Raw genomic sequence first — 21934 nt, 5'->3', positions numbered from 1 at the left:
CGCAACTCCTTAGCCGGTGATCTGGTCAACAATGACCAGCACCGAGTGTTCGGGGAAAAGGACGGGTGCCTGAAGGCCGATGGTGGCCAGCGACCGTCCGCTGAAGACAACGTCTGTGCCGGCCCAGGCGAGCGGAGACTGCCCGTTGCCCAGATCGTCGGTGAGGGGCCCGGAGAGGCGGACGCTGTAACGGGCGTCCTCACCCAGGCCAGGGAGCGTAAAGCGCCCCGCGGGGTAGGTGGTGGAAGCCTCACGCTGCGTGAAGGCGAAGATGGCGCGGCGGGAATCGGAGCCCACCACACCGCGGATGTCGATGGCGGCATCGGGGTGGTCCGCGTGGACGCTCACGCCGCTGTGGAAGAGGGCGCGGTTCGCCTTGTGGAACTCGACCCAGGAGCGCAGCTCGTCGGTCTGGGCGTCATCGATGCCGCTGATGTCCCATTCGATGCCCAGGTGGCCGAAGACGGCCGTGCGCGCCATGAAGCCGAGGGTGTGGCGGCGGTGTGTGGAGTGCGAGCGGGGTCCGCCGATGTGGGCGCCCATGAGCTCGTACGGGACCAGCAGCCCGGTGTTGGCCTGGTTGTCGAGGCGTTCGATCGGGTCGATGCAGTCGCTGGTCCAGATGCGGTCGGTGAAGTCCAGAATGCCGAGATCAACGCGGGCGCCGCCGGAGGCGCAGCTTTCGATCTCCAGTCCCGGGTGGCGGTCCTTAAGCTCGGCGAGCAGCCGGTACAGGGCCGTGGTGCTGATGTGGACGCCCGGCCGGCCGGTGCGCGCATCGGAGGCATCCATCAGATCGCGGTTGTGGTCCCACTTGATGTAGCCGATCGGGTACTCGCCCAGCAGCGCGTCGATCCGCTCCAGCAGATAGGCGTAGCAATCGGGGTGGGCCAGATTGAGCACCTGCTGCTGGCGGCCCGGAAGCGGCCAGCGTCCATCGGTGTGCAGAATCCAGTCCGGGTGGTTGCGGGCCAGCTCGCTGTCCGGGTTCACCATCTCGGGTTCAAACCACAGGCCAAACTCCATGCCCAGCGAGCGGACGTGCTCCGCCAGAGGTCCCAGACCGTCGGGCCACACGCCGGCGTCGACAAACCAGTCGCCAAGACCGGCCGTGTCGTCGCGGCGGCCGTTGAACCAACCGTCGTCGAGCACAAAACGTTCGACGCCGACCTCGGCCGCCTTGTCGGCCAGTGCCTTGAGCGTGTCCAGGTCATGGTCGAAGTACACGGCCTCCCAGGTGTTGAGGGTGACGGGGCGCGGCTTGGCAGGGTGCTGGGGCCGGGCGCGGAGGTCCGCATGGAAGCGGGCGGAAAGCTGGTCAAGACCGTGGCCCCAGGAGCCGAGCGCCCACGGGGTGCTGTAGCTCTCGCCTGGTGCCAGAATCGCTTCGCCCGGCGCGAGCAGCTCGCCCGCGGTGAGGAAGTTGTCGGCATTGATGGTGCGTTCGGCGCTCAGGCGGTGGTTTCCGCTCCAGGCCAGGTGCACGCCGTGGACCAATCCGCTGCGGAATCCGAAGCCGTCCTCGCCCGCCAGCATGAGCAGGGATGCATCGGCGCCGGGGCGGCCGCGGCGGCTCTCGCGGACGTGGGCGCCCACGGTGAGCGGGCGGCGCTGTGCCGTGCGTTCCTTCAGATGGCGCCCGGTGGTGTCCATCACCTCGGAGGCCGAGGGCGGCAATGGGAAGACAGCGGCCAGCTGGGACAGTTCGTAATCGGTGGTGCCGTTGTTGGTGAGGGTGTGGCGCTGGCGCACGACGCCGGCGGCGGTGACGTCCAGCTCAGTCACCAACGACAGGGCGGCGGCCGTGTCCTCGGCGGTGATGGCGACGCCGTGTCCGGTGGCGCTGACCGCCGTCGTCGACAAGGCGCTGGCCCAGCCGGTTCCGCCGCGGTGTCCCTGCAGCGCTGGGGAGTGCTGCCAGCCAAAGGCCTCCTGCGGCAGCAGGGTCAGCCGGGCGGGGGAATCAATGCCGCCGGAGACCCGCTGCGGGGCTGCGGCGATGGCCAGCGAGTCCAGTTCGTGGGTGCTGAGGGTCCCAGTGTCCGGGCCCCAGTGCAGGATGGTGGGCAGTCCTGCGGTCCGGGTGTCCAGCAGGACGGAGGTCCCGCCGCGGTGGAGCTGGATGACGGAGGGTGCGGGCTTCCCGACGGGCTCGGCGGCGGTGGCAAGGGAGGAAGGCGAAGAGGGCATGAGTTATTTTTACGGCAAAACTAATTGCTGTGTCAAGGGTCACTTGCCGGCCGGAAATGTGGCCGCAGCGCCACTGGAATAGCATGCAGAGGCTTGAGTTAGCTTTGTGGTGCAATAAACTATGGCCATGGCCACCCTCAGCACCCCCACTGCCCCCGACGCCGTCGTCCCCCGCGGACTGCCGGAATCGGCGCTCGAATTGGCCCGCACCGTCCTGATCCACGGCCCGCTGTCACGAAGCGAGCTGGCCGGCCGGGTGGGATTGAGCACCGCCAGCCTGACCCGGCTCAGCAAGCCGCTGCTCGATGCCGGCGTACTGGTGGAGGGCGAGCTGGTCGCGGACGGTTCGGTGGGACGCCCCGTGCGGCTGCTGGATGTGCACGCCTCGGTCCAGAACTTTGTAGGCATCAAGGTGACGGGAAGCGCCGTCCTGGGCGCCCTGACGGACCTTCGGGCCCGGGATCTGGCCACCGACGAATTGGCATTTTCCGGCGACAGCGTCGAAGCGGTGGTCGATGCCATTGCCGAACTGGTGGAGCGGCTGCGGGGGAACGGCTCAGGGGTGCTCACTGCCGTGGGCATCTCCATCGGTGGCAATGTCGACGCCCATGGCGTGGTGCTCCGCGCACCCTTCCTGGGCTGGCGCCACGTCCCGCTGCGGCGCCTCCTTGAAGAGCGGCTGGGTCTGCCGGTGGCCGTGGAGAACGACGTCATTGCCCTCGCGGCCGCGGAGCAGTGGTTCGGTGCGGGGCGGACGGCGGCAAACTTTGCGGTTCTCACCATCGGCGCCGGCGTGGGCTACGGGATCGCCATCAACAACCGGGTGGTCCGCACCCGCGACGCCGGCCTGGGCCTGGGCGGGCACTACCCCCTGGACCCCAATGGTCCATTGTGCAAGGAGGGCCACCGCGGCTGCTCCACCGGCATGCTCACCATTCCCAGCATCTGTGCGCAGGTCTCCGCGGCGCTGGGCCGCCCGGTGGACTATGAGGAGGTGCTGGCGCTCGCCGCCGACGGCAACCCGGTGGCGGCGGCGGTGGTGGATTCCGCTGCCCGGGCACTGGGCCGGATGATCGCCGCCGCCGCAAACCTGGCCATGGTCAACACGGTGGTGCTGGCGGGGGAGGGCATCGGCATGTTTGCCCAGGTTGAATCCATCGTCCAGGCCGCTCTGGCCGCCGACCGGGACCCCGAGGCCGATCCGGTGGAGCTGGTGGTGACACCGGCTGCCTTCGACGAGTGGGCCCGCGGCGCGGCGGCAATCGCCATCCAGCAGCAGGCCTTTGCGGGCTGAACTGCCGCCCGGTGGGCCCTAGACCCGCTGGCTCTGCGCCGCTCCACGCTGCACCGGCGCCGCGCCGGCCAACGCACGGTCGTAGCTGGCCGTGGTGAGCTCGGCCGTATGCTGCCAGCCGAAGGATTCCGCGTAGACGGAGGCCGCGCGGCCCATGTCCGTGCGGGTCTGCGGGAAGTCATGCAGCGAGGCGAGGGCATCGGCCCAATCGTGCGCATCCCGGCCGTCCACCAGCAGGCCGGTGCGGCCATCGCTGACGGCGCGTGGGAGGCCGCCGACATTCGTCGCGACCACCGGCGTGCCGCAGGCCTGGGCCTCGATGGCCACCAGTCCGAAGGACTCGCTGGAGGATGGCATGGCCACGACATCCGCGGCGCGGTACCAATCGGCCAGTGAGCCGGCACCAACCGGCGGGCGCACCGATACGACGTCGGCCACGCCGGCGTCGGCAATCAGCTGGGGAAGATCGTACTTGTCCCCACCACTGCTGGCACCCAGGACGGTGACCCGCAGGGGAATGTCGACGCGCTTGCGGCGCAGCAGGGCGGCGGCCTTGACCAGCACATGCGGGCCCTTCAGCCGCTGGAGCCGGCCGGCGAACACCACATGGAACACCTCGGTGGGCACCCCGAGGGCGGCCCGGGACCTGTCGCGGAACGCCGGTTTGAACACCTTCAGATCCACCCCGGGGGAGACGACGTCGATCCGGGTCTCGCAGCCGTTGTAGTGCCGCTCCAGCTCCGCGGCCTCGGCCGTGGTGTTGGCGATCAACCGGGCGGCGGCGGCCACAATGTGCTGCTCCCCGTCTTCGCGGATGCTGGGCTCGGCGCTTTGGCCCGTCGGCAGATGCTTGTTCTTGACCCTGGCCATGGTGTGCATGGTGTGCACCAGCGGCAGGCCCCACCGCTCGGACAGCAGCAGGCCCGCCATGCCGGAGACCCAGTAGTGGGCGTGGAGTACGTCGAAATGCCCCGCCGGCGCCCGTTGGATGACCGCTGAGACCGCATCGGCCAGTTGGGGGACCAGCAGCGGGAGCCGCTCCTTGGAGACCTTGTGGGCCGGGCCCGCCGTGACGTGGTGCACTAGCACGCCCGGGCCGAGCTCGACGACGTCGGGCTGGGCCGGGCTGGTCCGCCGGGTGAAGATCTCCACGGCTACACCGGAGGCCGCCAGCTCCAGGGCGAGCGAGCGGACGTAGACGTTCATGCCGCCGGCGTCCCCGCCGCCGGGCTGGTCCAGCGGGGACGTGTGCAGAGACAACATGGCAACGCGCCGCACCTGGTGCACCGGGACTCCTTCACCACTGGATGGACAGACAACTGGACTACGACAACAGCATGGACAACCGAACGCCCGCGGGCGCACGTAGCTAAATTCTCCCACCTCCAGCCCCCGGGCCAGGTGCCGTGCCGCCCCGGCTAAAATGGGAGGGTGATTCCCGCCCAGCAGCACATCATTCCGCAGGACCCCTCCGCGTCCGGACCGGCAGCAGACTCCGTCAACGGCGCCGCCCCGCTGCCCTGGCCGGAACGGGCGGCCGTGGTGGACCTCGCCGCCATCCGGCACAACGTCCGCCACCTGGTGGAGACGGCCGCGCCGGCGAAGGTGATGGCAGTGGTCAAGGCCGACGCCTACGGGCACGGCGCCGCCCAGGTGGCCCGCGCCGCGCTGTCCGCCGGAGCCAGCTGGCTGGGGGTGGCCCACATCTCCGAGGCTCTGGCCCTGCGCGAGGCAGGCATCGAGGCGCCCATCCTGGCCTGGCTCCACACGCCGTCGAGCGACTTCTCCGCAGCCCTGGCCGCCGGCGTCGACCTGGGTGTATCCGGCTGGGAGCTGGACTACATCGTGGCCGCGGCCCGCGCCCAGGAGCGTCCCGCACGCGTGCACCTGAAGATCGACACCGGCCTGGGCCGCAACGGCAGCACCGCCGCCGCGTGGGACGCCTTTGTGGGCGATGCGATCTCCCAGCAGGACGAGGGGCTGCTGCGCGTGGTGGGCCTGTTCACCCATCTGGCCGTGGCCGACGAGCCGGCGCGCCGTGAAACGGACGAGCAGCTGGACCGCTTCCGCGAGGCCGTGGCCCTGGCAGAGGACGCCGGCGCGGACTTGGAAGTCCGGCATGCCGCCAACACGCCGGCAACGCTGTCCCGCCCCGATGCGCACTTCGATCTGGTGCGGGTGGGCCTGGGCCTGTACGGGCTTTCACCCTTCGAGGACCAAACCTCCGCAGACCTCGGCCTGCGGCCGGCCATGACGCTGCGCACCCGGGTGGCGGCGTGCAAGGAGGTGCCCGCCGGCCAGGGGGTTTCCTACGGACTGAACTACATCACGGCGGCCCCGACCACACTGGCACTCGTGCCGCTGGGCTACGCCGACGGCGTTCCCCGGGTGGCCACCGGTGGGCCGGTCCTGATCGACGGCACCACCTACCCGGTGGTGGGGCGGATCGCCATGGACCAGATGGTGGTGGACCTGGGGCCAGGGATTGCCGCCGGCTCCCTGCTCGGCGCCGAGGCAGTTCTCTTTGGGGACCCCGCCGCGGGCGCCCCCGCCGTCGAATCCTGGGCGGCTGCCGCAGGCACCATCAACTACGAAGTGGTGACCCGGATCAGCCCCCGTGTGCCCCGCGTATACATCGACTCCGAGGCCGGCGCATGAGCCCTCTCGTGGAGTTCTCCACGTCCTCTGCCGCCGAAACCCAGCACATCGCGCACCAATTGGGTGCCCTGCTGCGCGCCGGGGACCTGCTGATCCTCAGCGGTGGGCTGGGTGCGGGCAAGACGACGTTCACCCAGGGGCTCGGGCACGGCCTGGGTGTGCGCCCGGGCATCATTTCGCCCACGTTTGTCCTGGTCCGCATCCACCCGAACCTTGCCGAGGGGCACAACCCGGGCGGGCCGGATCTGGTGCATGTTGACGCCTACCGGCTGGGCTCCGCCGCCGAGATCGACGACATCGACCTGGAGAACACCCTCGACGGCGCCGTCACTGTGGTCGAATGGGGCGCCGACCGCGTGGAGCACCTGGCCGAGAGCCGGCTGGAGATCGAATTGGTGCGTGCCACCGGCGCCGACGACCACGCCTCCACGCAGGACACGGCCGCAGGCCATGACACCAGCAACGACTTCAGCCATGACTTCAGCGAGGAAGAGGGCGGCGAGGACGAGGCGCGCATCGTGCGCATCCGCGCCGTCGGCCCCCGCTGGGAGGGCGTGGACCTTTCCGGGCTCGCCGAGGAAAACCAGCGCCCCAGCGGCGTGGAATAGGCTTCAAACGTGCGCATTCTTTCCATAGACACTTCCGCGATTGCCAGCGCGGCCCTGATTTCCGCGGTGCCCCACGAGGGACGCCCGGGCGCCGGCGCGACGGTGGAGGCAAGCTTCGCCACCGAGGACACCCGCAGCCATGCCGAGGTGCTGGGCCCGGGGGTTGCCGCCCTGTTCGCCGATCCCATGGTCGACGGGCCCGCCCTGGACGCAATTGTCGTGGGCGTGGGACCGGGCCCTTTTACGGGCCTGCGCTCCGGCATTGCCATGGCCCGCACGCTCAGTTTCGTCTGGGGCGTGCCACTGCACGGCGTCATGAGCCTTGATGCGCTGGCCTGGGACGTTCTCCATGCCGGACACCAGGATGGGGATGTCCTCAGCCGCGTGCTGCACCCGGAGCGGGACTTTGTCATTGCCACCGACGCGCGGCGCAAAGAGGTCTACTGGGCCCGCTACTCCCGGGACGCCACCCTGCTGGAGGGCCCGCACGTTGGCCCCGCCACTGAGCTGCCGGCACTGTCCGTCTACGGCATGGGTGCGGGCATCTACCGCGAGGTGCTGGAGGCCCAGGGGTGCACCGTGGATGGATCGTTCTCCGCGGCCCAGCCCAAGGCCGAATCCCTCGGTCTTATGGCCATGGCGAACCTGCTTGCGGGCCGCCCACTGCTGGACAGCACTCCGCTGTACCTGCGCGAATCCGATGCCAAGGTCCCCGGCCCGCGGAAGCGCGCCCTGTGAGCGGCGCCCTGTCGCTGCGGGACATGGTGGCGTCCGACATCGACTTCATCACCGAGCTGGACCGCCAGCTCTTCGCCGTCGACTGCTGGCCGCGGCAGATGTTTGTTGACGAGCTGTCCCAGCCCGAGACCCGGCGGTACATCATCGCCGAACTCGACGGCGCCGTCGTCGGCTATGCCGGCCTCATGTGCGTCCAGCCGATCGCCGACATCCAGACCATCGGCGTGCTGCCCGACTTCGAGGGCCGCGGCATCGGCCGGGCCATGCTGACCGAGCTGATCGAGGAGTCGCGGCGCCGTGGGGCCGACGACGTTCTGCTGGAGGTCAGTGCCGCGAACCCCCGGGCGCAGGAGCTCTACCTCCGCTACGGCTTCGAGCAGATCCACCAGCGGCCCCGCTACTACCGCGACGGCAGCGACGCCCTGATCATGCGCCTGACGCTCCGTGCGGCCACCGGCAACAGCCCTGACGAGAACAAGGACGGCAAATGAGCACGGCGACCTCCACCCCATTGGTTTTGGGGATCGAATCCTCCTGCGATGAGACCGGCGTCGGCATCGTCCGGGGCACGGACCTGCTGACCAACACCGTCTCCTCCTCGATGGCCGAGCATGTCCGCTTTGGCGGCGTCATCCCCGAGATCGCCTCCCGCGCGCATCTGGACGCGTTTGTCCCCACGCTTGAGGCGGCACTTGCGGAGGCCGGCGTCACGCTGGCCGACATCGACGCCATTGCCGTCACCAGCGGCCCCGGCCTGGCCGGCGCCCTGATGGTGGGTGTCAGCGCGGCCAAGGCCCTGGCGCTGGCCACGGGTAAGCCGCTGTACGCAATCAACCATCTGGTGGCCCATGTGGGTGTGGCGCTGCTGGACGAGGCCATTGCCTCCGTGTCGGTGGACGGCGGACTGCCTCAGAACCTGGGTGCCCTGCTGGTGTCCGGCGGGCACACGGAGATTCTGCGCGTGCGCAGCATTGCCGACGACGTCGAACTGCTGGGCGCCACCATTGACGACGCCGCCGGCGAGGCCTTCGACAAGGTGGCCCGCCTGCTCGGGCTCAACTACCCGGGCGGCCCCGCCATCGACAAGCTGGCACGCGAAGGAAACCCCAAGGCCATCAAATTCCCGCGCGGCCTTGCGGTGCCCAAGTACATGGGGATGGCCGAGGCCCCGGGGCCGCACCGCTACGACTTCTCCTTTTCCGGGCTGAAGACGGCCGTGGCGCGCTGCGTGGAGCTCTACGAGGCGCGCGGCGAGGAACCGCCCATGGCCGACATCGCCGCCAGCTTCCAGGAAGCCGTGCTGGACGTCATCACGGCCAAGGCCGTGCTGGCCTGCCGCGAGCAGGGCATCACCACGCTGCTGCTGGGCGGGGGAGTGGCGGCCAACTCCCGGCTGCGCTCACTGCTGGCCGAGCGCACGGCGGCCGCCGGCATCACACTGCTGGTTCCCGCACTGAACCTTTGCACCGACAACGGCGCCATGGTGGCGGCCCTCGGCGCGCAATTGGTCATGCGCGGTGTGGCTCCGAGTGGAATTGGCTTTGCGCCGGATTCCTCGATGCCCGTGACAAGCATCAGCCTGGCCGGATAGTTCCTCCTTTCGGGTTCCTTGGGAATTCGAACTATTCACCTATTCCCCTTTGGGGCCGGGAGCGGATTGCCGGCCCCCTTGGGGCGTAGCGCTGGACCAATTATTGAGCATCCAGATATTGCGGGTTTTTGGCTGCCGGCGGGCACGTGGCGCCGAGGGCACGGCGGGCACGTGGCGCCGAGGGCACGGCGGGCACGTGGCGCCGAGGGCTATGGAGATCCCGCAAGCCATATGGATGGCTGGACGGAGCCTGGCGGATCCAACGTCGCGCACCGTGTTTCCGCTGATTCCCGCTGCTCCAGATGCCGGTGCAGTCGCTGCGCTGGATTGATGAAGCAGGCCTCCAACGCGTCGAAGCTCCCCGCCATCGAATCGAGGATTGGTGCACTGGATGGCATCCGATAAACCCACCGGAACAATTGCCGAGTCCTCCACAGGGTTATTCACAGGCCGGTTTATCCACAGATTTTGTTGATTCCCCTAAACCTCTTTTCGAAGGCACCAAAGTTTATTAGAATATATGTATGAATTGGTTTGACGGCGGCGGTGGGGCCTCCAGAGACTACGGCGAAGAGCCGGGCGCACCCGCCGCCTTCCCCGGCCCGGCAGCCGGCCCCGACGCGGGCCCGGAGGGCAGGGATGCGCCGGGCCGGGATCCGGAGGGCCGGGACGCGCCGGGCCTGGATCCGGAGGGCAGGGATGCGCCGGGCCTGGATCCGGAGGGCCGGGACGCGCCGGGCCGGGGTGTGCCGGTGGCGGGCGGGCATCTGCGGGCCGTGCTGCGCCTGGCCCTGGCCGCCGCCGACGCCGCAGGACCGGCAGTCGTCGACCCGGCCGCCCTCCACCTGCCCGCCCACACCGACGCCCAGCTCACCACCCGGGCCGCGCAGCTGGAATCCCTCGCCCGCCACCTGGCCGCACTGCAGATCCACTACGCCGGGGAGATCGCCGCCCGCGCCGCCGCGGGCCGGTACACCGGGACCGGGGCGACGAACCCGATCAACCTGCTCGCCGAAACCCTGCAGATCTCCGGCCGGGAGGCCGCCCGCCGCATCATCCTCGCAGAGCACCTGCTCCCCACCATCGACCCGCTCACCACCCACACCACCGCACCCAGGATGCCCGCCCTGGCCGCCGCGTTCTTCGCCGGGGCCCTGTCGATCGAGGCCGCCCGGATCGTGGCCGACTACACCACCCAGGCCTCCCACCTGGCCGACGGGGGCCGGATCACCCTGCCCGAAGTCCGCACGGTGGAGGAGGCGTTGACGGCCCTGGCCGTGGCCGAACGCCCCGAGATCCTCACCCAGTGCGCGCACCGCACCATCAACCTGCTGGACCCGGACGGGACCGAACCCACCGAGGCCGAGCTGCTGGCCAAGGAGGGCATCCACTTCACCCGGCCCCGCCGCGGACTGGTCCACTTCGATGGACATTTGACCGTGGTCGACTACGAGGAGCTTCTGGCCGCGATCGGCACCGCCACCAACCCCCGCCAGACCGCCGGCATCAACACCATCCCCGGCGCCATGCCCTCCTCCCCGGCCGCGGAGATGCCCGCCTGGGCCCGCGGCCCGGACGCTGGCCCGGACGGCGCTGGCCCGGACGCTGGCCCGGACGGCGGGACTGCCGGGGCCGGCACCGCTGGTGCCCCCGGGGACGGAGGGTTGTCCGCTTCCACAGGCTGCGCCCCCACCCACCATGACGCCGCCACATCCACCGCCGAGGCCGCCACGTCCACCGATCCGGGGCCGGGCACCGATCCGGACCAGTGCACGCAGGACCAGGCCATCCGCGACCGCCGCCCCCGCCCCCAGGCCCTGCTGCACGCCCTGCTGGACTGCGTGCACCTCGCCGCCCGCACCGACACCCTCCCCGACAACGGCGGCCTGCGGCCCCAGCTGTTCATCACCGTCACCCTGGCCGAACTGCGCTCGGGCCTGGGCAGCGCCCTGCTCCCGTACGCCGGGTCCACCTCGATCGCCTCGATCCGCCAGGCCGCCTGCGACGCGCACCTCATCCCGGCCGTGCTCGGCACGAACGGGGAGGTCCTGGACCTGGGCCGCTCACAACGCCTGGTCTCCGCGGCCCTGCGCAGGGCCCTGGTCGTCCGCGACCACGGCTGCGCGTTCCCGGGCTGCACCCGGCCCCCGCAGTGGACCGAGGCCCACCACATCGTGCCCTGGGCCTGCGGCGGGGAAACCTCCCTGGCCAACTGCGTGCTCCTGTGCTCCTGGCACCACCACCTCCTCCACCACACCGGCTGGACGGCGGCCCTGGTGGACGGGGTCCCCTGGTTCACCCCGCCTCTGGCCCTGGACCGGCTCCAACGCCCCCGCCGCAACCACGCCCACAACCCCGACCCCGTCCGCCTCGCCGCCCGGCCCCCGATGCACCCGCCCGGCCGGGAAACGTACCCGCCCGGCCTGGGAGCGGACCCGCCCTGGTAGAAGAAGTGGACGCCGGCCAAACCCCAAGGGCAGGCGACGTTCGTGTCATCCCGTGTGCTGGGTGTTTCGATGCCTAGACTGTTGCCGCGCTGGCGATGCCAGCGTTTCCTGCGATTCGCAGGAAACGGGCTCCACGAATTCTGGAAAGGCAAGGAAATGGCATCCAGCCACGATTTCCTTATTGCAACTGATGCGGAGACGGGCAAACGAATTGTTGGTGACGCCCTCACCGGACAGGGGTTCACCGTGAAGCCGCCCCGAATGGCGGCTTCACGGCCACACGGGGCAGTACCTTTGCCACGGTGGTGCTGGGAGCGATGGCGGGGAAAAAGCTTCACGTTTCATTTCCCGTGGAGTTCTTTGCCACGCCGGACCAATTGCTGGTGGCACGGCTCAACCGCAGCCTGGCAGCAGCGTCGCTAAAGGGCGGAGCCATCGGTGCCGCAAAGACCAATACAGTGTTTGAGCAAACTGCAGACGCCATCGCCGCGGCGTTGGCGAGCTCGGGTTCGCTCCGCAACCGGATGTCGAACTAGCCGCGCATTTCGGCGGATCCAGCGGATTGCAGGATCCGCCGGGGAGCAAGCAGCCCCGGAAACAACGACGACGGCGGCACCGAGGTGCCGCCGTCGTCGTTCAATGACTCAGTCGTCCAGTTGTCCAGTTGTCCAGTCGCCCAGTCGCCCAGTCGCCCAGCAGTTCCGTGGCGCCGGCCCTGGAAGCAGGGCGGCACCATGTGTGCAGAAACCGTCTGCTACGGCAGGGTGTTGGATCGCATGCGGGCCACGAGGTCCTTCACCACGGGGCGCAGGTCTCCATCATTGGCGGCGGCAACCGAGCGCTGGCGCTGGTACCCGGCGCCGTTGGCAATGATCTTCTCCACATCGGCCAGCTCGTCGGAGCAGCCCAGGCGCTTGGCGACGGGCTCGAGCTTGTTCAGCAGCTCCAGCGTATTCTCCGTGACCAGCTGCTCGTTGCCTGCGGCATCGAGGATGATGATCGCGTCCATGCCGTAGCGGGCGGCCCGCCATTTGTTTTCCTGTACATGCCACGGCGGCATGGTCGGAATGGTGCCGCCGTCGTCCAGCGTCTGGGAGAAATCATCCACCAGGCACTGAGTGAGCGCTGCGACGGCGCCGATCTCCTCCAACGTGGACAGGCCATCGCAAATGCGCATTTCGATGGTGCCGAGGTTGGCGACGGGGCGGATGTCCCAGCGGATCTCCGACGTGGCGTCGATGACTCCCGTGGTGAACATATCCTGCACATAGGCCTCGTACGCTGCCCAGTCCGGGAACTGGAACGGCAGGCCGGCCGTCGGCAGTTGCTGGAACATCAGCGCGCGCTGGGAGGCGTAGCCGGTGTCCTCGCCGTCCCAGTAGGGCGACGACGCGGAAAGTGCCTGGAAGTGCGGGAAATAGTTCACCAACCCGTCCAGAACGGGCATGGCCTTGGACACATGGTCAAGGCCGACGTGGACGTGGACGCCGTAGATGACCATCTGGTTGCCCCACCACTGGGTGCGGTCGATGAGCTTGGCGTAGCGTTCCTTGTCAGTCACCGCCTGCTGGCGGGGGTGGCTGAACGGGTGTGTCCCCGCGCTGAGGAGTTCCACGCCCAGCGGGTCTGTTGCCTCGCGCAGGGTGGCAAGATTGCGGGCAAGATCGTTCTTTGCCTCGGACACGGTGTGGCAGATCCCGGTGACGATTTCCACGGTATTCAGCAGCAGTTCCTGCTTGATGTGCGGGTGTTCCGCATCTGCGGCCAGCTCCGGATGTGCTGCCGCAACGGCGGCCAGAACCTCGCTGGCGGCCGGTACCAATTCCCCCGATTCGGCATCCACCAGGGCGAGTTCCCACTCGACGCCCAGTGTTGACCGTTCTGATGAGGCGAAATCGATGTTCAAACGCCCTCCCAGATTCTTTAATTGGCCATTCATGGCCGCCAGATTGCGCCCGTGAGTATGGGGCAATTCTAATGCAGGCCCAGGGCTGCCGCGTCTGTGGGGCGTCATATGTAACGGGGCTGCTGGTGTGTTCGGACACAGCGGGCCGTTTGGTCGTCCACTTTATTCATCAACGGAATCCGGCGTCATTCTCGCCCCGGGCCGATTGCACCGGACACAATGGAGGAATGCCGATCCTGAACAAAGACATGACCCTGTGCATCTCGCTGGCTGCCCGGCCCAGCAATATTGGCACGCGCTTCCACAACTATCTTTACGACCTTCTGGGCCTGAACTTCATTTACAAGGCCTTCGCGCCGGTGGATCTGGCCCAGGCCGTTTCCGGCATCCGAGGTCTGGGCATCCGCGGCGCGGCTGTCTCCATGCCGTACAAGGAGGCCGTCATTGAGCTGGTCGATGTCATGGATCCTTCCGCCATCGCCATCGATTCCGTCAACACCATCGTGAACGACGGCGGTGTTCTCACGGCCTACAACACCGACTACCTGGCGATCGCCCGGCTGCTGGCCGAGCACAGCGTGGACCCGGCGTCCACCGTGCTGCTGCGCGGTTCCGGCGGCATGGCCAAGGCGGTGGCGGCTGCCCTGCGCGACGCCGGGTTTGCTGCCGTCACCATCGTGGCCCGCAACGAGGAATCCGGCCGCGCCCTGGCCGGGCTGTACAACTTCGCCTGGCTGCCGGAGGTGGGGGAGGCCGTGGCGGATCTGCTGGTCAACGTGACGCCGCTGGGCATGGCCGGTGCCGATGAAGCTGCCCAGTCGTTCGACGACGCGACGGTGGCCGCTGCCGCCGTGGTGTTCGACGTCGTCGCGCTTCCCTCCGAAACGCCGCTGATCACGGCGGCCCGCGCCGCCGGCAAGCACGTCATCACGGGTGCCGAGGTCATTGCGATCCAGGCGGAGGAGCAGTTTGTCCTCTACACCGGCATCCGCCCCACCCCCGAGCAGGTGCGCGAAGCCAGCGAGTTCTCCCGCAGCTAGGGTCAGTGCAGGTTGATGGGCTCGACCACGATGGCCACGCGGTCCTCGCCGATGCGGGTGAGGACCAGCGTGGCCTTGTTGGGGCCCTTGCCCGAACCTGTCAGCAACTGGCGGCGCAGTTCCTCCGGGGTGACGGCCATGCCGCGCTTCTTGATGTCCAGCACGCCGATCCGGTTGGCCTTGACCCAGGCCTTGAGGGCCTTGACGTTGAAGGGTTTGACCTCCAGCACCTTGTAGGCGCGGGCGAACGGCGTGGCCACCAGTTCGGGCGCGCAGATGTACGCGATGTGCTCGTCCAGCAGGTGGCCGTCGAGGCGCCGGGCCAGATCCGCCACGAGTCCGGCGCGGATGACGGCGCCGTCGGGCTCGTAGAGGTAGCCCTCGACGGGCCCAATGGCGACGTCCTGGTTGGCGGCATCGTAGGCCTCGGGGCTGGTGAGCTCGGCCATGCCGTGCGGGCCGATGACGGCGGCGGCGCGGACGACGCCGTCGCGGGCCAGAGTATTGAAGTACAGGGCCGCCTCCACCACATCGCCGTCCACCGAAACCCACTGCGTCTCGCAGCCGGCCGGGATGGATTCGTGCGGGATGCCGGGGCCCATCTTGACGCCCACAGCCAGGCCGCGGGCAGCCAGGGATTCCACGAAGGACAGTGGTGGGGAAAACGCCTCGGGGTCGAAGAGGCGGGTGGTGCCGCTGGTCGAGGTGGTGCGGCGGGCCGGGTCCAGCCAGACGCCGTCGACGCCGGTGAGGTCGGTTTCCTCGGCAAGGCCCTGGACCACCGTGGCGGTGGGGAAGGGCATGAGGTTGATGGTGGCGCAGGCCGCCGTGGTCTCGTCCATCTCCACCGAGGTGACGCGAAGGTCCATGCTGGCCAGGGCCAGCGAATCGGCGCCGATGCCGCAGCCCAGGTCTGCCACGTGTTGGACGCCGGCCTCGGCGAATCGGCGGGCATGCAGGGCCGCGATGCTGAGTCTGGTGGCCTGTTCGAGGCCGGCCTGGGTGAACAGCATCTGGTGTGCGAACTCGGCAAACTTGGCCTCGGCCTTGGTGCGCAGCCGGGACTGGGTCAGGACCGCTGCCACCAGTTCGGGGGAGTGGCCGGCCTTGCGCAGGGAGGCATTGAGCTTGAGGGAGTCGGCCTCCCGGTACTGGCCCATCGATGCGAGGAGCTCCCACCCCTCGGCGGTCAACAAGGGCGCGATTGCATCTGTAGCCATGGGTCAAGATTATCCCGGCGGGGACGTGCGACCGTCCCGGCGGGTGCCCGGTGTCCGGCGGCCGCTAGGGTGGGCACATGACAGATCCGCAGACTCCGCCCGCCGGACAGAACCAGCCGTTCAGGCAGCATCAGCAGTCAGGGCAGGCGCGGCATGCCGCGGAGCCCACGCCGGAACAGCTGCTGGCCATACCGGTGCCCGCCCACCTGCTTGAGACGGCAGACGCTGCCGCCGCCGGGCGGCCGCGGACCCGCTGGGTGCTGGCCCTGTCGCTGCTGGTGGGTCTGGCCGGGTTCTTTCTCCTAGTGGGCCCGCTGACCAGCTATGCGCTCGCAGCCCAGGGCGAAGAAGTGGTGGACCTGGGTCGATTCGCGCCGGCCATGGTGGGCGGCGGTGTGCTGCTGCTGGCCGGGGCCGGAGGAACCATTGCGGCAGTCTTGTGGTTCAAGTCGGCTGCGAGAACTGCGAAGCGGACTGCCGCAACGATCCACCAGCACCGCCTGTCCGTCTGGTCCGCCCAGCACCGCGGGCACTGACGCGCCCCGCACCACGCCGACAGCAGCTGCGCTCAGGCAGCCATCGCCGTCGGGCGATCCCGGGCCGCCCCGCCGCCGGGCCTGTGCGCCGGCAGCGAAAACGGCCCCGAATATGGCGCTTCATTGGCACTCGCCTTGACCGAGTGCTAACCGATTCAATAGAGTCGGGTTAGCACTCTCGGCATGAGGGTGCTAATTGAAGAAGCCTCAGACTTCTTCCCTGCCCGCGGCACCGCGACGACGTTGGCAGAGGCGGAGTCTGTCCCAAGGTTCTTGAATCATCCGAAGATTTTTACCCAGTGAAGGAGAGGTCCGAGTGTCGGTCTCTATTAAGCCTCTTGAGGATCGTATTGTTGTCCGCCAGCTCGAAGCTGAGCTGACCACCGCATCCGGCCTGGTCATCCCGGACACCGCCAAGGAGAAGCCCCAGGAGGGCGAAGTTGTGGCAGTGGGCCCCGGCCGCATTGACGACAAGGGCAACCGCGTTCCCGTCGATGTAGCAGTTGGCGACGTTGTCATCTACTCCAAGTACGATGGAACCGAGATCAAGACCGGCGGCGAAGAGCTGCTGGTTCTCTCCGCCCGCGACGTGCTGGCCATCATCGTAAAGTAGCACCCGTTGCAATGCCCCGCGCCGCCGATTGAGCCTGTCTGGATCGATGGCGTGGGGTCTTTGCGTGAAAGGACTTGAAACATGGCTAAGCAGCTTGAATTCAACGACGCTGCCCGCCGCAGCCTGGAGGCCGGCATCGACAAGCTGGCCAACACCGTCAAGGTGACCCTGGGCCCGCGCGGCCGCAACGTTGTGCTGGACAAGAAGTGGGGCGCTCCCACCATCACGAACGACGGCGTGACCATCGCCCGTGAGATTGAGCTGGACGACCCGTACGAAAACCTTGGTGCCCAGCTGGCCAAGGAAGTTGCCACCAAGACCAACGACGTGGCCGGCGACGGCACGACGACGGCGACCGTGCTGGCACAGGCTCTGGTCAAGGAAGGCCTGCGCAATGTTGCTGCAGGCGCAGCCCCCGGAGACCTCAAGCGCGGCATCGAGGTGTCGGTTGAGGCCATCTCCAAGCGCCTGCTGACCAACGCCCGCGAAGTACAGGGCCGCCAGGTGGCAGAAGTTGCCGCCATCTCCGCGCAGAGCCAGGAAATCGGCGACCTGCTGGCCGAGGCCTTTGACAAGGTTGGCAAGGATGGTGTGATCACCATCGAGGAATCCTCCACCACCGCCACCGAGCTGGTCCTCACCGAGGGCATGCAGTTCGACAAGGGCTACCTGTCCCCGTACTTCGTCACCGATGCAGAACGCCAGGAAGCAGTGCTCGAAGATGCCCTGATCCTGATCAACCAGGGCAAGATCTCCTCCATTGCGGACTTCCTGCCGCTGCTGGAGAAGGCTCTGCAGGCCTCCAAGCCGCTGTTCATCATTGCCGAGGACGTCGACGGCGAGGCTCTGTCCACGCTGATCGTCAACAAGATGCGCGGCACGCTGAACGTCGTCGCCGTCAAGGCTCCGGGCTTCGGCGACCGCCGCAAGGCCATGCTGCAGGACATCGCGATCCTGACCGGCGCCCAGGTTGTCTCCCCGGAGATCGGCCTGTCGCTGGACCAGGTTGGCCTCGAGGTCCTGGGCACCGCCCGCCGGATCACCGTGACCAAGGATTCCACCACCATCGTCGACGGTGCTGGCACCGGCGCAGATGTGGCGGACCGCGTGGCCCAGCTGCGCGCCGAACTGGGCCGCACCGACTCCGATTGGGACAAGGAAAAGCTGCAGGAACGTCTGGCCAAGCTGGCCGGCGGCATCGGCGTGATCAAGGTTGGCGCTGCCACCGAGGTTGAGCTGAAGGAAAAGAAGCACCGCATCGAGGACGCCGTGTCCTCCACGCGTGCCGCTCTTGAAGAGGGCATCGTGGCCGGTGGCGGTTCCGCCCTCGTCCAGGCCGCCAAGGCCCTGGATGAGGACCGCAACGTCGCCCAGCTGACGGGCGACGCGGCAACCGCCGTCGAGCTGGTCCGCCGCGCCGTGGCCCAGCCGCTGCGCTGGATCGCCCAGAACGCCGGACACGATGGCTACGTCGTCGTGCACAAGGTTGGCGAGCTCGAAGATGGCTTCGGCTTCAACGCCGCCACCGGCGTGTACGAGGACTTGGTTGCCGCCGGCATCATCGACCCGGTCAAGGTGACGCGCTCCGCTCTGCGCAACGCCGCCTCCATCGCCGCCCTGGTGCTCACCACCGAGGCCCTCGTGACGGAGAAGCCCGAAGAGGATGAGGACGCCCACGCTGGCCACCAGCACTAGGCATCCCTAACCAACCGCCCCGCGGTCAGCGTCCCTTAGACGGACGCTGGCTGCGGGGCGGTTGGCGTTTAACGGGCTGTTGGCGTTTGAACGGGTTGGCTGCGTAGGGCGACGCCGGTGCGCTGGAGCGGTGCCGGCCCAGCCAGCGGTACACCGCCAGCACAGCGGCCGCGGAGACAACAATGCCGGAGAGGTTCAGCAGCAGCTGGATCGCGGAGCCGGCGGCCAGGGCAGGCTCGTTGAGGACCAGCGCGACGGCGACAAAGCCTGCTGCCGGGACTGTTGTCACGGAAATGAAGACACCCACCAGCACGGCGGATTTGCGCCCGATGAGGGACAACATGCCGGCGGCGCCGGCCAGCACGGCCACGATGAACGAGTAGGGGCCGGGGTGGTAGATGAACTCGGTGGCCGGATCCCCCTTGCTGAGGAAGCCCGGGTCCACCAGCCCCAGCGGAATGGACAGCCAGGTGGCCAGGGCGGCAATGCCCATGGCCACCGGGAACCCCACGCCCAGGGCCACAGCGGCGCGGCGGGCCAGGGCCCAGCGCCGGTCCACCAGGGCCAGGGCCAGTCCGGCCAGCGGCCCGAATTCCGGACCCACCACCATGGCGCCCACGATGGCGATGGTTGAATCGGTGACGATGCCGATCCCGGCCAGTTGGGTGGCGATCACCAGGAAGGCCAGAAAGCTCCAGCTCAGCTTGGCTTCCTCGCTGGTGTTGGTTTCCACCTCGTCCCAGATGATGGCATCGGCGCCCTCGCCCGGGGTCTGCTCGGATGCCTGCCGGGCCCGGGTGGACAGCACCAGCTCCGGTTCACTGATGCTGACGGAGCCCACCTCGGCGACCTGGAAGCCATGCAGGAGTTCCAACAATTCCGCGACACACTCGCGCTCGGCGGCGAGCGTGATGATGTCCCCGGGCGGCAGCACCGAGGCTCCGGTGAGCACGGAGATCTCCGAGACGCCGGACAGCCCCCGGGCGGCGCTGACAATGTCGGCAGTGAGCCCAGCGGGCACCACCACCCGCACCTGCAAGGTCATGACCGGTCCTCCCGTCCCGGAACCCGGACGGGCCCCGTCCCTGAGACTACCGGTCGTGGATGTGGCCCGGACCACTTAAATCGACGGCTCCAAGGAGGTCCACGTACCGTGGAAACTTGGCTTTAGCGATGGTTAGGTGCAGGTTGATGGAGTTTGGGACGGCGTCAACGGGCGTATTGAGGGCTGGGACGGCCGACGGCGGTGCCCTGGCACAGGGGCCGGCAGAGGGGCCGGACGAGGGTGCGGCAACGGGCGGGAAGCGGAAGTTCCTGCCGGAGGTCCAGGGCCTGCGTGCGCTGGCCGTGTTGATGGTTGTCACCTACCACGTCTGGCTGGGCCGGGTGTCCGGGGGAGTGGACGTTTTCCTGCTGGTTTCAGCCTTCCTGATGACCCGCCAGTTCACCGCCAAGGTGGAGGGCGGCCGCCCCCTGCGGCTCATCCGCCACTGGCTGCACCTGTTCAAGCGCCTGCTGCCGGCCGCCGTCGTCGTCCTGGCGGCCACGCTGCTGCTGACCTGGGCCGTGCTGCCGCCGCGGCGCTGGCCGGACATCCTTGACCAGGCGCTGGCATCGCTCACCTACCAACAGAACTGGCTGCTGGCCGACAACGCAGTGGACTACTACGCGATCGACCATTCCGGCGCCAGCCCGCTGCAGCATTTCTGGTCGCTGTCCATCCAGGGGCAGGTCTTCATTCTTTGGCCGCTGGTCTTTGCCGGCGCCGCAGTGGTGTGGCGGCTCATCCGCAGCACGGGCCTGGCCCACAGGATTCCCGTGCTGGCCCCGCTGCTGGGCTACCGGGGGATCCTGGCCGTGGTGTTCGCGGCAATCTTCGCGTCCTCGCTGGCCTACTCCATCCAGCAGACGGCCACCAACCAGGCCTATGCCTACTTCGACACCCGCGTGCGGCTGTGGGAGTTTGCCCTCGGCTCGCTGCTGGCCCTAGTGCTGCCCCATCTGGACCTGCCGCGGGTGGTGCGCATCCTCATGGGCTGGCTGGGCCTGGCCGCCATGCTGGGCTGTGGGCTCATCCTCACGGTGGACCAGCAGTTCCCCGGCTGGATCGCGCTCTGGCCCACGCTCGCCGCCTCCCTGGTGATCGCGGCCGGCGCCACCGGCAGCCGGATCGGCGTGGACAGGCTCCTTTCCTCCAAGCCGCTCGTTGGCCTGGGCGGGATGTCATATGCCCTCTATCTGTGGCACTGGCCGCTGCTGGTGGTCTTCCTCGTGGCCGAGGACCAAGGCTCCGTGACGCTGCTGCAGGGCCTGGGCGTCATCGCAACCTCCCTGCTGCTGGCCTGGCTGACCACCCGCTTTGTCGAAAAGCCGCTGCGCAGCTGGGAATGGCCCAAGCTGCGGGCCTGGCGGTCGGCGGCAGTGATCGCCTGCTGCGCCTCGCTGCTGGCCGGTCCGGTGGCCCTGTGGCAGAGCGACATCTCCGCCTACGACACCGCCGTCGCCGCCCAGACGCCGGCAGACAATCCCGGCGCCGCGGCCCTGCAGCCCGGCTACGAAGGTGTGCCGTCGAGCACCGCCAGGGTCATCCCGGCACCCACGCAGCTGAAAAACGAATTCGCCACCATCGACGGCGACTGCACCGGCGCGCTGGTTCCGGACTCCGAGGTGCTCGCGCAGGTCTGCCACGCCAACCAGCCCGCCGGGGATCCGGCCAAGACAATTGTGGTGCTGGGCGATTCGCATTCGCAGCAGTGGCTGCCGGTGTGGGACACCCTGGCCACCAAATACAACTGGCAGATCGTCATGATGCTCAAGTCCGGCTGCCGCTACGGCGGGGACACCCCGGAGCGCGCCGATGACTGCAACGAGTTCAACCAGCTTGACAGGGAGTACGTGCTCGGGCTCATGCCCGATGCCGTCTTTACGCTGGCCTCGCTCACCCACGAACTGGACCCCGTCGAGACGGCGGTGCCGGCCTACCTTGAGGGCATCACGCCGTTCACCGATGCCGGCATCGAGGTGATCGGCATGCGGGACAACCCCCGCTTCACCATCAACATGGCCGACTGCGCGGGCATCAAGGGCGCCGCCGCCCCGGCCTGCAATCCGCCATTGTCGGATTCACTGGCCGAGCAGTCCCCGTTGGACGGCTACGCCGGGGCGCCGGAGAACCTCTTCTTTATGGATATGAGCGACTACATCTGCGTCGGCGGCGTCTGCCCCGCCGTCGTCGGCAACGTCTATGTCTACAAGGACGACAACCATCTGACGAAGACCTACACCCAATCGACGGCGCCGATGTTTGAACAACGGCTGCTGGCGGCCACCGGCTGGGCACCGTGAGTTCGCCCACAAGCGGGCATTCGTGGACGCATCCGGAATAGGGCAGCGACTCC

Annotated in this window: 18 protein-coding genes; 13 read left to right on the top strand and 5 right to left on the bottom strand. The window is 68.4% G+C overall.

Annotation, left to right across the window (positions count from 1 at the left end):
• Window positions 1-9 precede the first annotated feature (9 nt).
• Complete coding sequence (locus tag K254_RS0113060; RefSeq protein ID WP_051389212.1) at window positions 10-2190, bottom strand: alpha-galactosidase; 2181 nt, start codon at window positions 2188-2190, stop codon at window positions 10-12.
• A 127-nt stretch (window positions 2191-2317) separates the two neighbouring features.
• On the opposite strand from K254_RS0113060, the gene K254_RS23195 reads away from it, so the two are divergent.
• The gene (locus K254_RS23195; RefSeq protein WP_051389471.1) at window positions 2318-3484 is read left to right on the top strand and encodes an ROK family transcriptional regulator; all 1167 of its coding nucleotides are present in this window, start codon (window positions 2318-2320) and stop codon (window positions 3482-3484) included.
• 18 nt (window positions 3485-3502) lie between these two features.
• On the opposite strand, the gene mshA is transcribed toward K254_RS23195, so the two are convergent.
• On the bottom strand, window positions 3503-4747 hold the full coding sequence (mshA, locus tag K254_RS0113050) for a D-inositol-3-phosphate glycosyltransferase (protein WP_026555738.1): 1245 nt from the start codon (window positions 4745-4747) through the stop codon (window positions 3503-3505).
• A 252-nt stretch (window positions 4748-4999) separates the two neighbouring features.
• Between mshA and alr the strand changes: the two genes are divergently transcribed.
• The 7 genes from alr to K254_RS25750 all read left to right on the top strand — a co-directional run bounded on the left by alr (window position 5000) and on the right by K254_RS25750 (window position 12062).
• Window positions 5000-6142: an alanine racemase gene (gene alr / locus K254_RS0113045; protein ID WP_155848650.1), complete on the top strand. Its 1143-nt coding sequence runs from the start codon at window positions 5000-5002 to the stop codon at window positions 6140-6142.
• A complete protein-coding gene (tsaE, locus tag K254_RS23190) occupies window positions 6139-6750 on the top strand; it encodes a tRNA (adenosine(37)-N6)-threonylcarbamoyltransferase complex ATPase subunit type 1 TsaE (RefSeq protein WP_051389211.1) in 612 nt (203 codons plus the stop codon). Before alr ends, tsaE begins: the two co-directional genes overlap by 4 nt.
• 9 nt (window positions 6751-6759) lie before the next feature.
• Window positions 6760-7488: a tRNA (adenosine(37)-N6)-threonylcarbamoyltransferase complex dimerization subunit type 1 TsaB gene (gene tsaB, locus K254_RS0113035; RefSeq protein WP_026555736.1), complete on the top strand. Its 729-nt coding sequence runs from the start codon at window positions 6760-6762 to the stop codon at window positions 7486-7488.
• Window positions 7489-7511: 23 nt separating this feature from the next.
• The gene (rimI, locus tag K254_RS0113030) at window positions 7512-7979 is read left to right on the top strand and encodes a ribosomal protein S18-alanine N-acetyltransferase (RefSeq protein WP_051389470.1); all 468 of its coding nucleotides are present in this window, start codon (window positions 7512-7514) and stop codon (window positions 7977-7979) included.
• Complete coding sequence (tsaD, locus tag K254_RS0113025) at window positions 7976-9079, top strand: tRNA (adenosine(37)-N6)-threonylcarbamoyltransferase complex transferase subunit TsaD (protein ID WP_026555734.1); 1104 nt, start codon at window positions 7976-7978, stop codon at window positions 9077-9079. Before rimI ends, tsaD begins: the two co-directional genes overlap by 4 nt.
• A 524-nt stretch (window positions 9080-9603) precedes the next feature.
• Window positions 9604-11526, top strand: a complete 1923-nt coding sequence (locus K254_RS0113020) for an HNH endonuclease signature motif containing protein (RefSeq protein WP_026555733.1) — start codon at window positions 9604-9606, stop codon at window positions 11524-11526.
• Window positions 11527-11876: 350 nt separating this feature from the next.
• The gene (locus tag K254_RS25750) at window positions 11877-12062 is read left to right on the top strand and encodes a hypothetical protein (protein WP_026555732.1); all 186 of its coding nucleotides are present in this window, start codon (window positions 11877-11879) and stop codon (window positions 12060-12062) included.
• Between the two features lie 218 nt (window positions 12063-12280).
• Here K254_RS25750 and K254_RS0113010 read toward each other — a convergent pair whose 3' ends face one another.
• A complete protein-coding gene (locus tag K254_RS0113010; RefSeq protein ID WP_026555731.1) occupies window positions 12281-13432 on the bottom strand; it encodes a glutamate--cysteine ligase in 1152 nt (383 codons plus the stop codon).
• 227 nt (window positions 13433-13659) lie between these two features.
• Between K254_RS0113010 and K254_RS0113005 the strand changes: the two genes are divergently transcribed.
• Entirely contained in the window at window positions 13660-14472 is an 813-nt protein-coding gene (locus K254_RS0113005) for a shikimate 5-dehydrogenase (protein ID WP_026555730.1), read from the top strand.
• A gap of 2 nt (window positions 14473-14474) precedes the next feature.
• Here K254_RS0113005 and K254_RS0113000 read toward each other — a convergent pair whose 3' ends face one another.
• Window positions 14475-15692 (bottom strand): THUMP-like domain-containing protein, encoded by a 1218-nt coding sequence (locus tag K254_RS0113000; RefSeq protein WP_026555729.1) that lies wholly within the window; start codon window positions 15690-15692, stop codon window positions 14475-14477.
• Window positions 15693-15769: 77 nt separating this feature from the next.
• Between K254_RS0113000 and K254_RS0112995 the strand changes: the two genes are divergently transcribed.
• The 3 genes from K254_RS0112995 (at window position 15770) to groL (ending at window position 18536) form a co-directional block, all read left to right on the top strand.
• Window positions 15770-16228 (top strand): hypothetical protein, encoded by a 459-nt coding sequence (locus tag K254_RS0112995; protein ID WP_026555728.1) that lies wholly within the window; start codon window positions 15770-15772, stop codon window positions 16226-16228.
• Window positions 16229-16544: 316 nt separating this feature from the next.
• Window positions 16545-16841 carry a co-chaperone GroES gene (gene groES, locus K254_RS0112990; RefSeq protein WP_026555727.1) on the top strand — a complete coding sequence of 99 codons (297 nt, stop codon included), beginning with the start codon at window positions 16545-16547 and terminating at the stop codon, window positions 16839-16841.
• Between the two features lie 81 nt (window positions 16842-16922).
• Window positions 16923-18536: a chaperonin GroEL gene (groL, locus tag K254_RS0112985; RefSeq protein ID WP_026555726.1), complete on the top strand. Its 1614-nt coding sequence runs from the start codon at window positions 16923-16925 to the stop codon at window positions 18534-18536.
• Between the two features lie 25 nt (window positions 18537-18561).
• Here groL and K254_RS23185 read toward each other — a convergent pair whose 3' ends face one another.
• Window positions 18562-19581 (bottom strand): DUF389 domain-containing protein, encoded by a 1020-nt coding sequence (locus K254_RS23185; RefSeq protein ID WP_051389210.1) that lies wholly within the window; start codon window positions 19579-19581, stop codon window positions 18562-18564.
• Window positions 19582-19727: 146 nt separating this feature from the next.
• On the opposite strand from K254_RS23185, the gene K254_RS0112975 reads away from it, so the two are divergent.
• Window positions 19728-21881 carry an acyltransferase family protein gene (locus tag K254_RS0112975; protein WP_081710134.1) on the top strand — a complete coding sequence of 718 codons (2154 nt, stop codon included), beginning with the start codon at window positions 19728-19730 and terminating at the stop codon, window positions 21879-21881.
• Window positions 21882-21934: the final 53 nt, after the last annotated feature.

This window comes from Arthrobacter sp. 35W (assembly GCF_000482545.1).
Lineage (GTDB): Bacteria > Actinomycetota > Actinomycetes > Actinomycetales > Micrococcaceae > Specibacter.
Note: the sequence above shows the minus strand (reverse complement) of the source record. Positions and strands in the feature narration are given on the sequence as shown.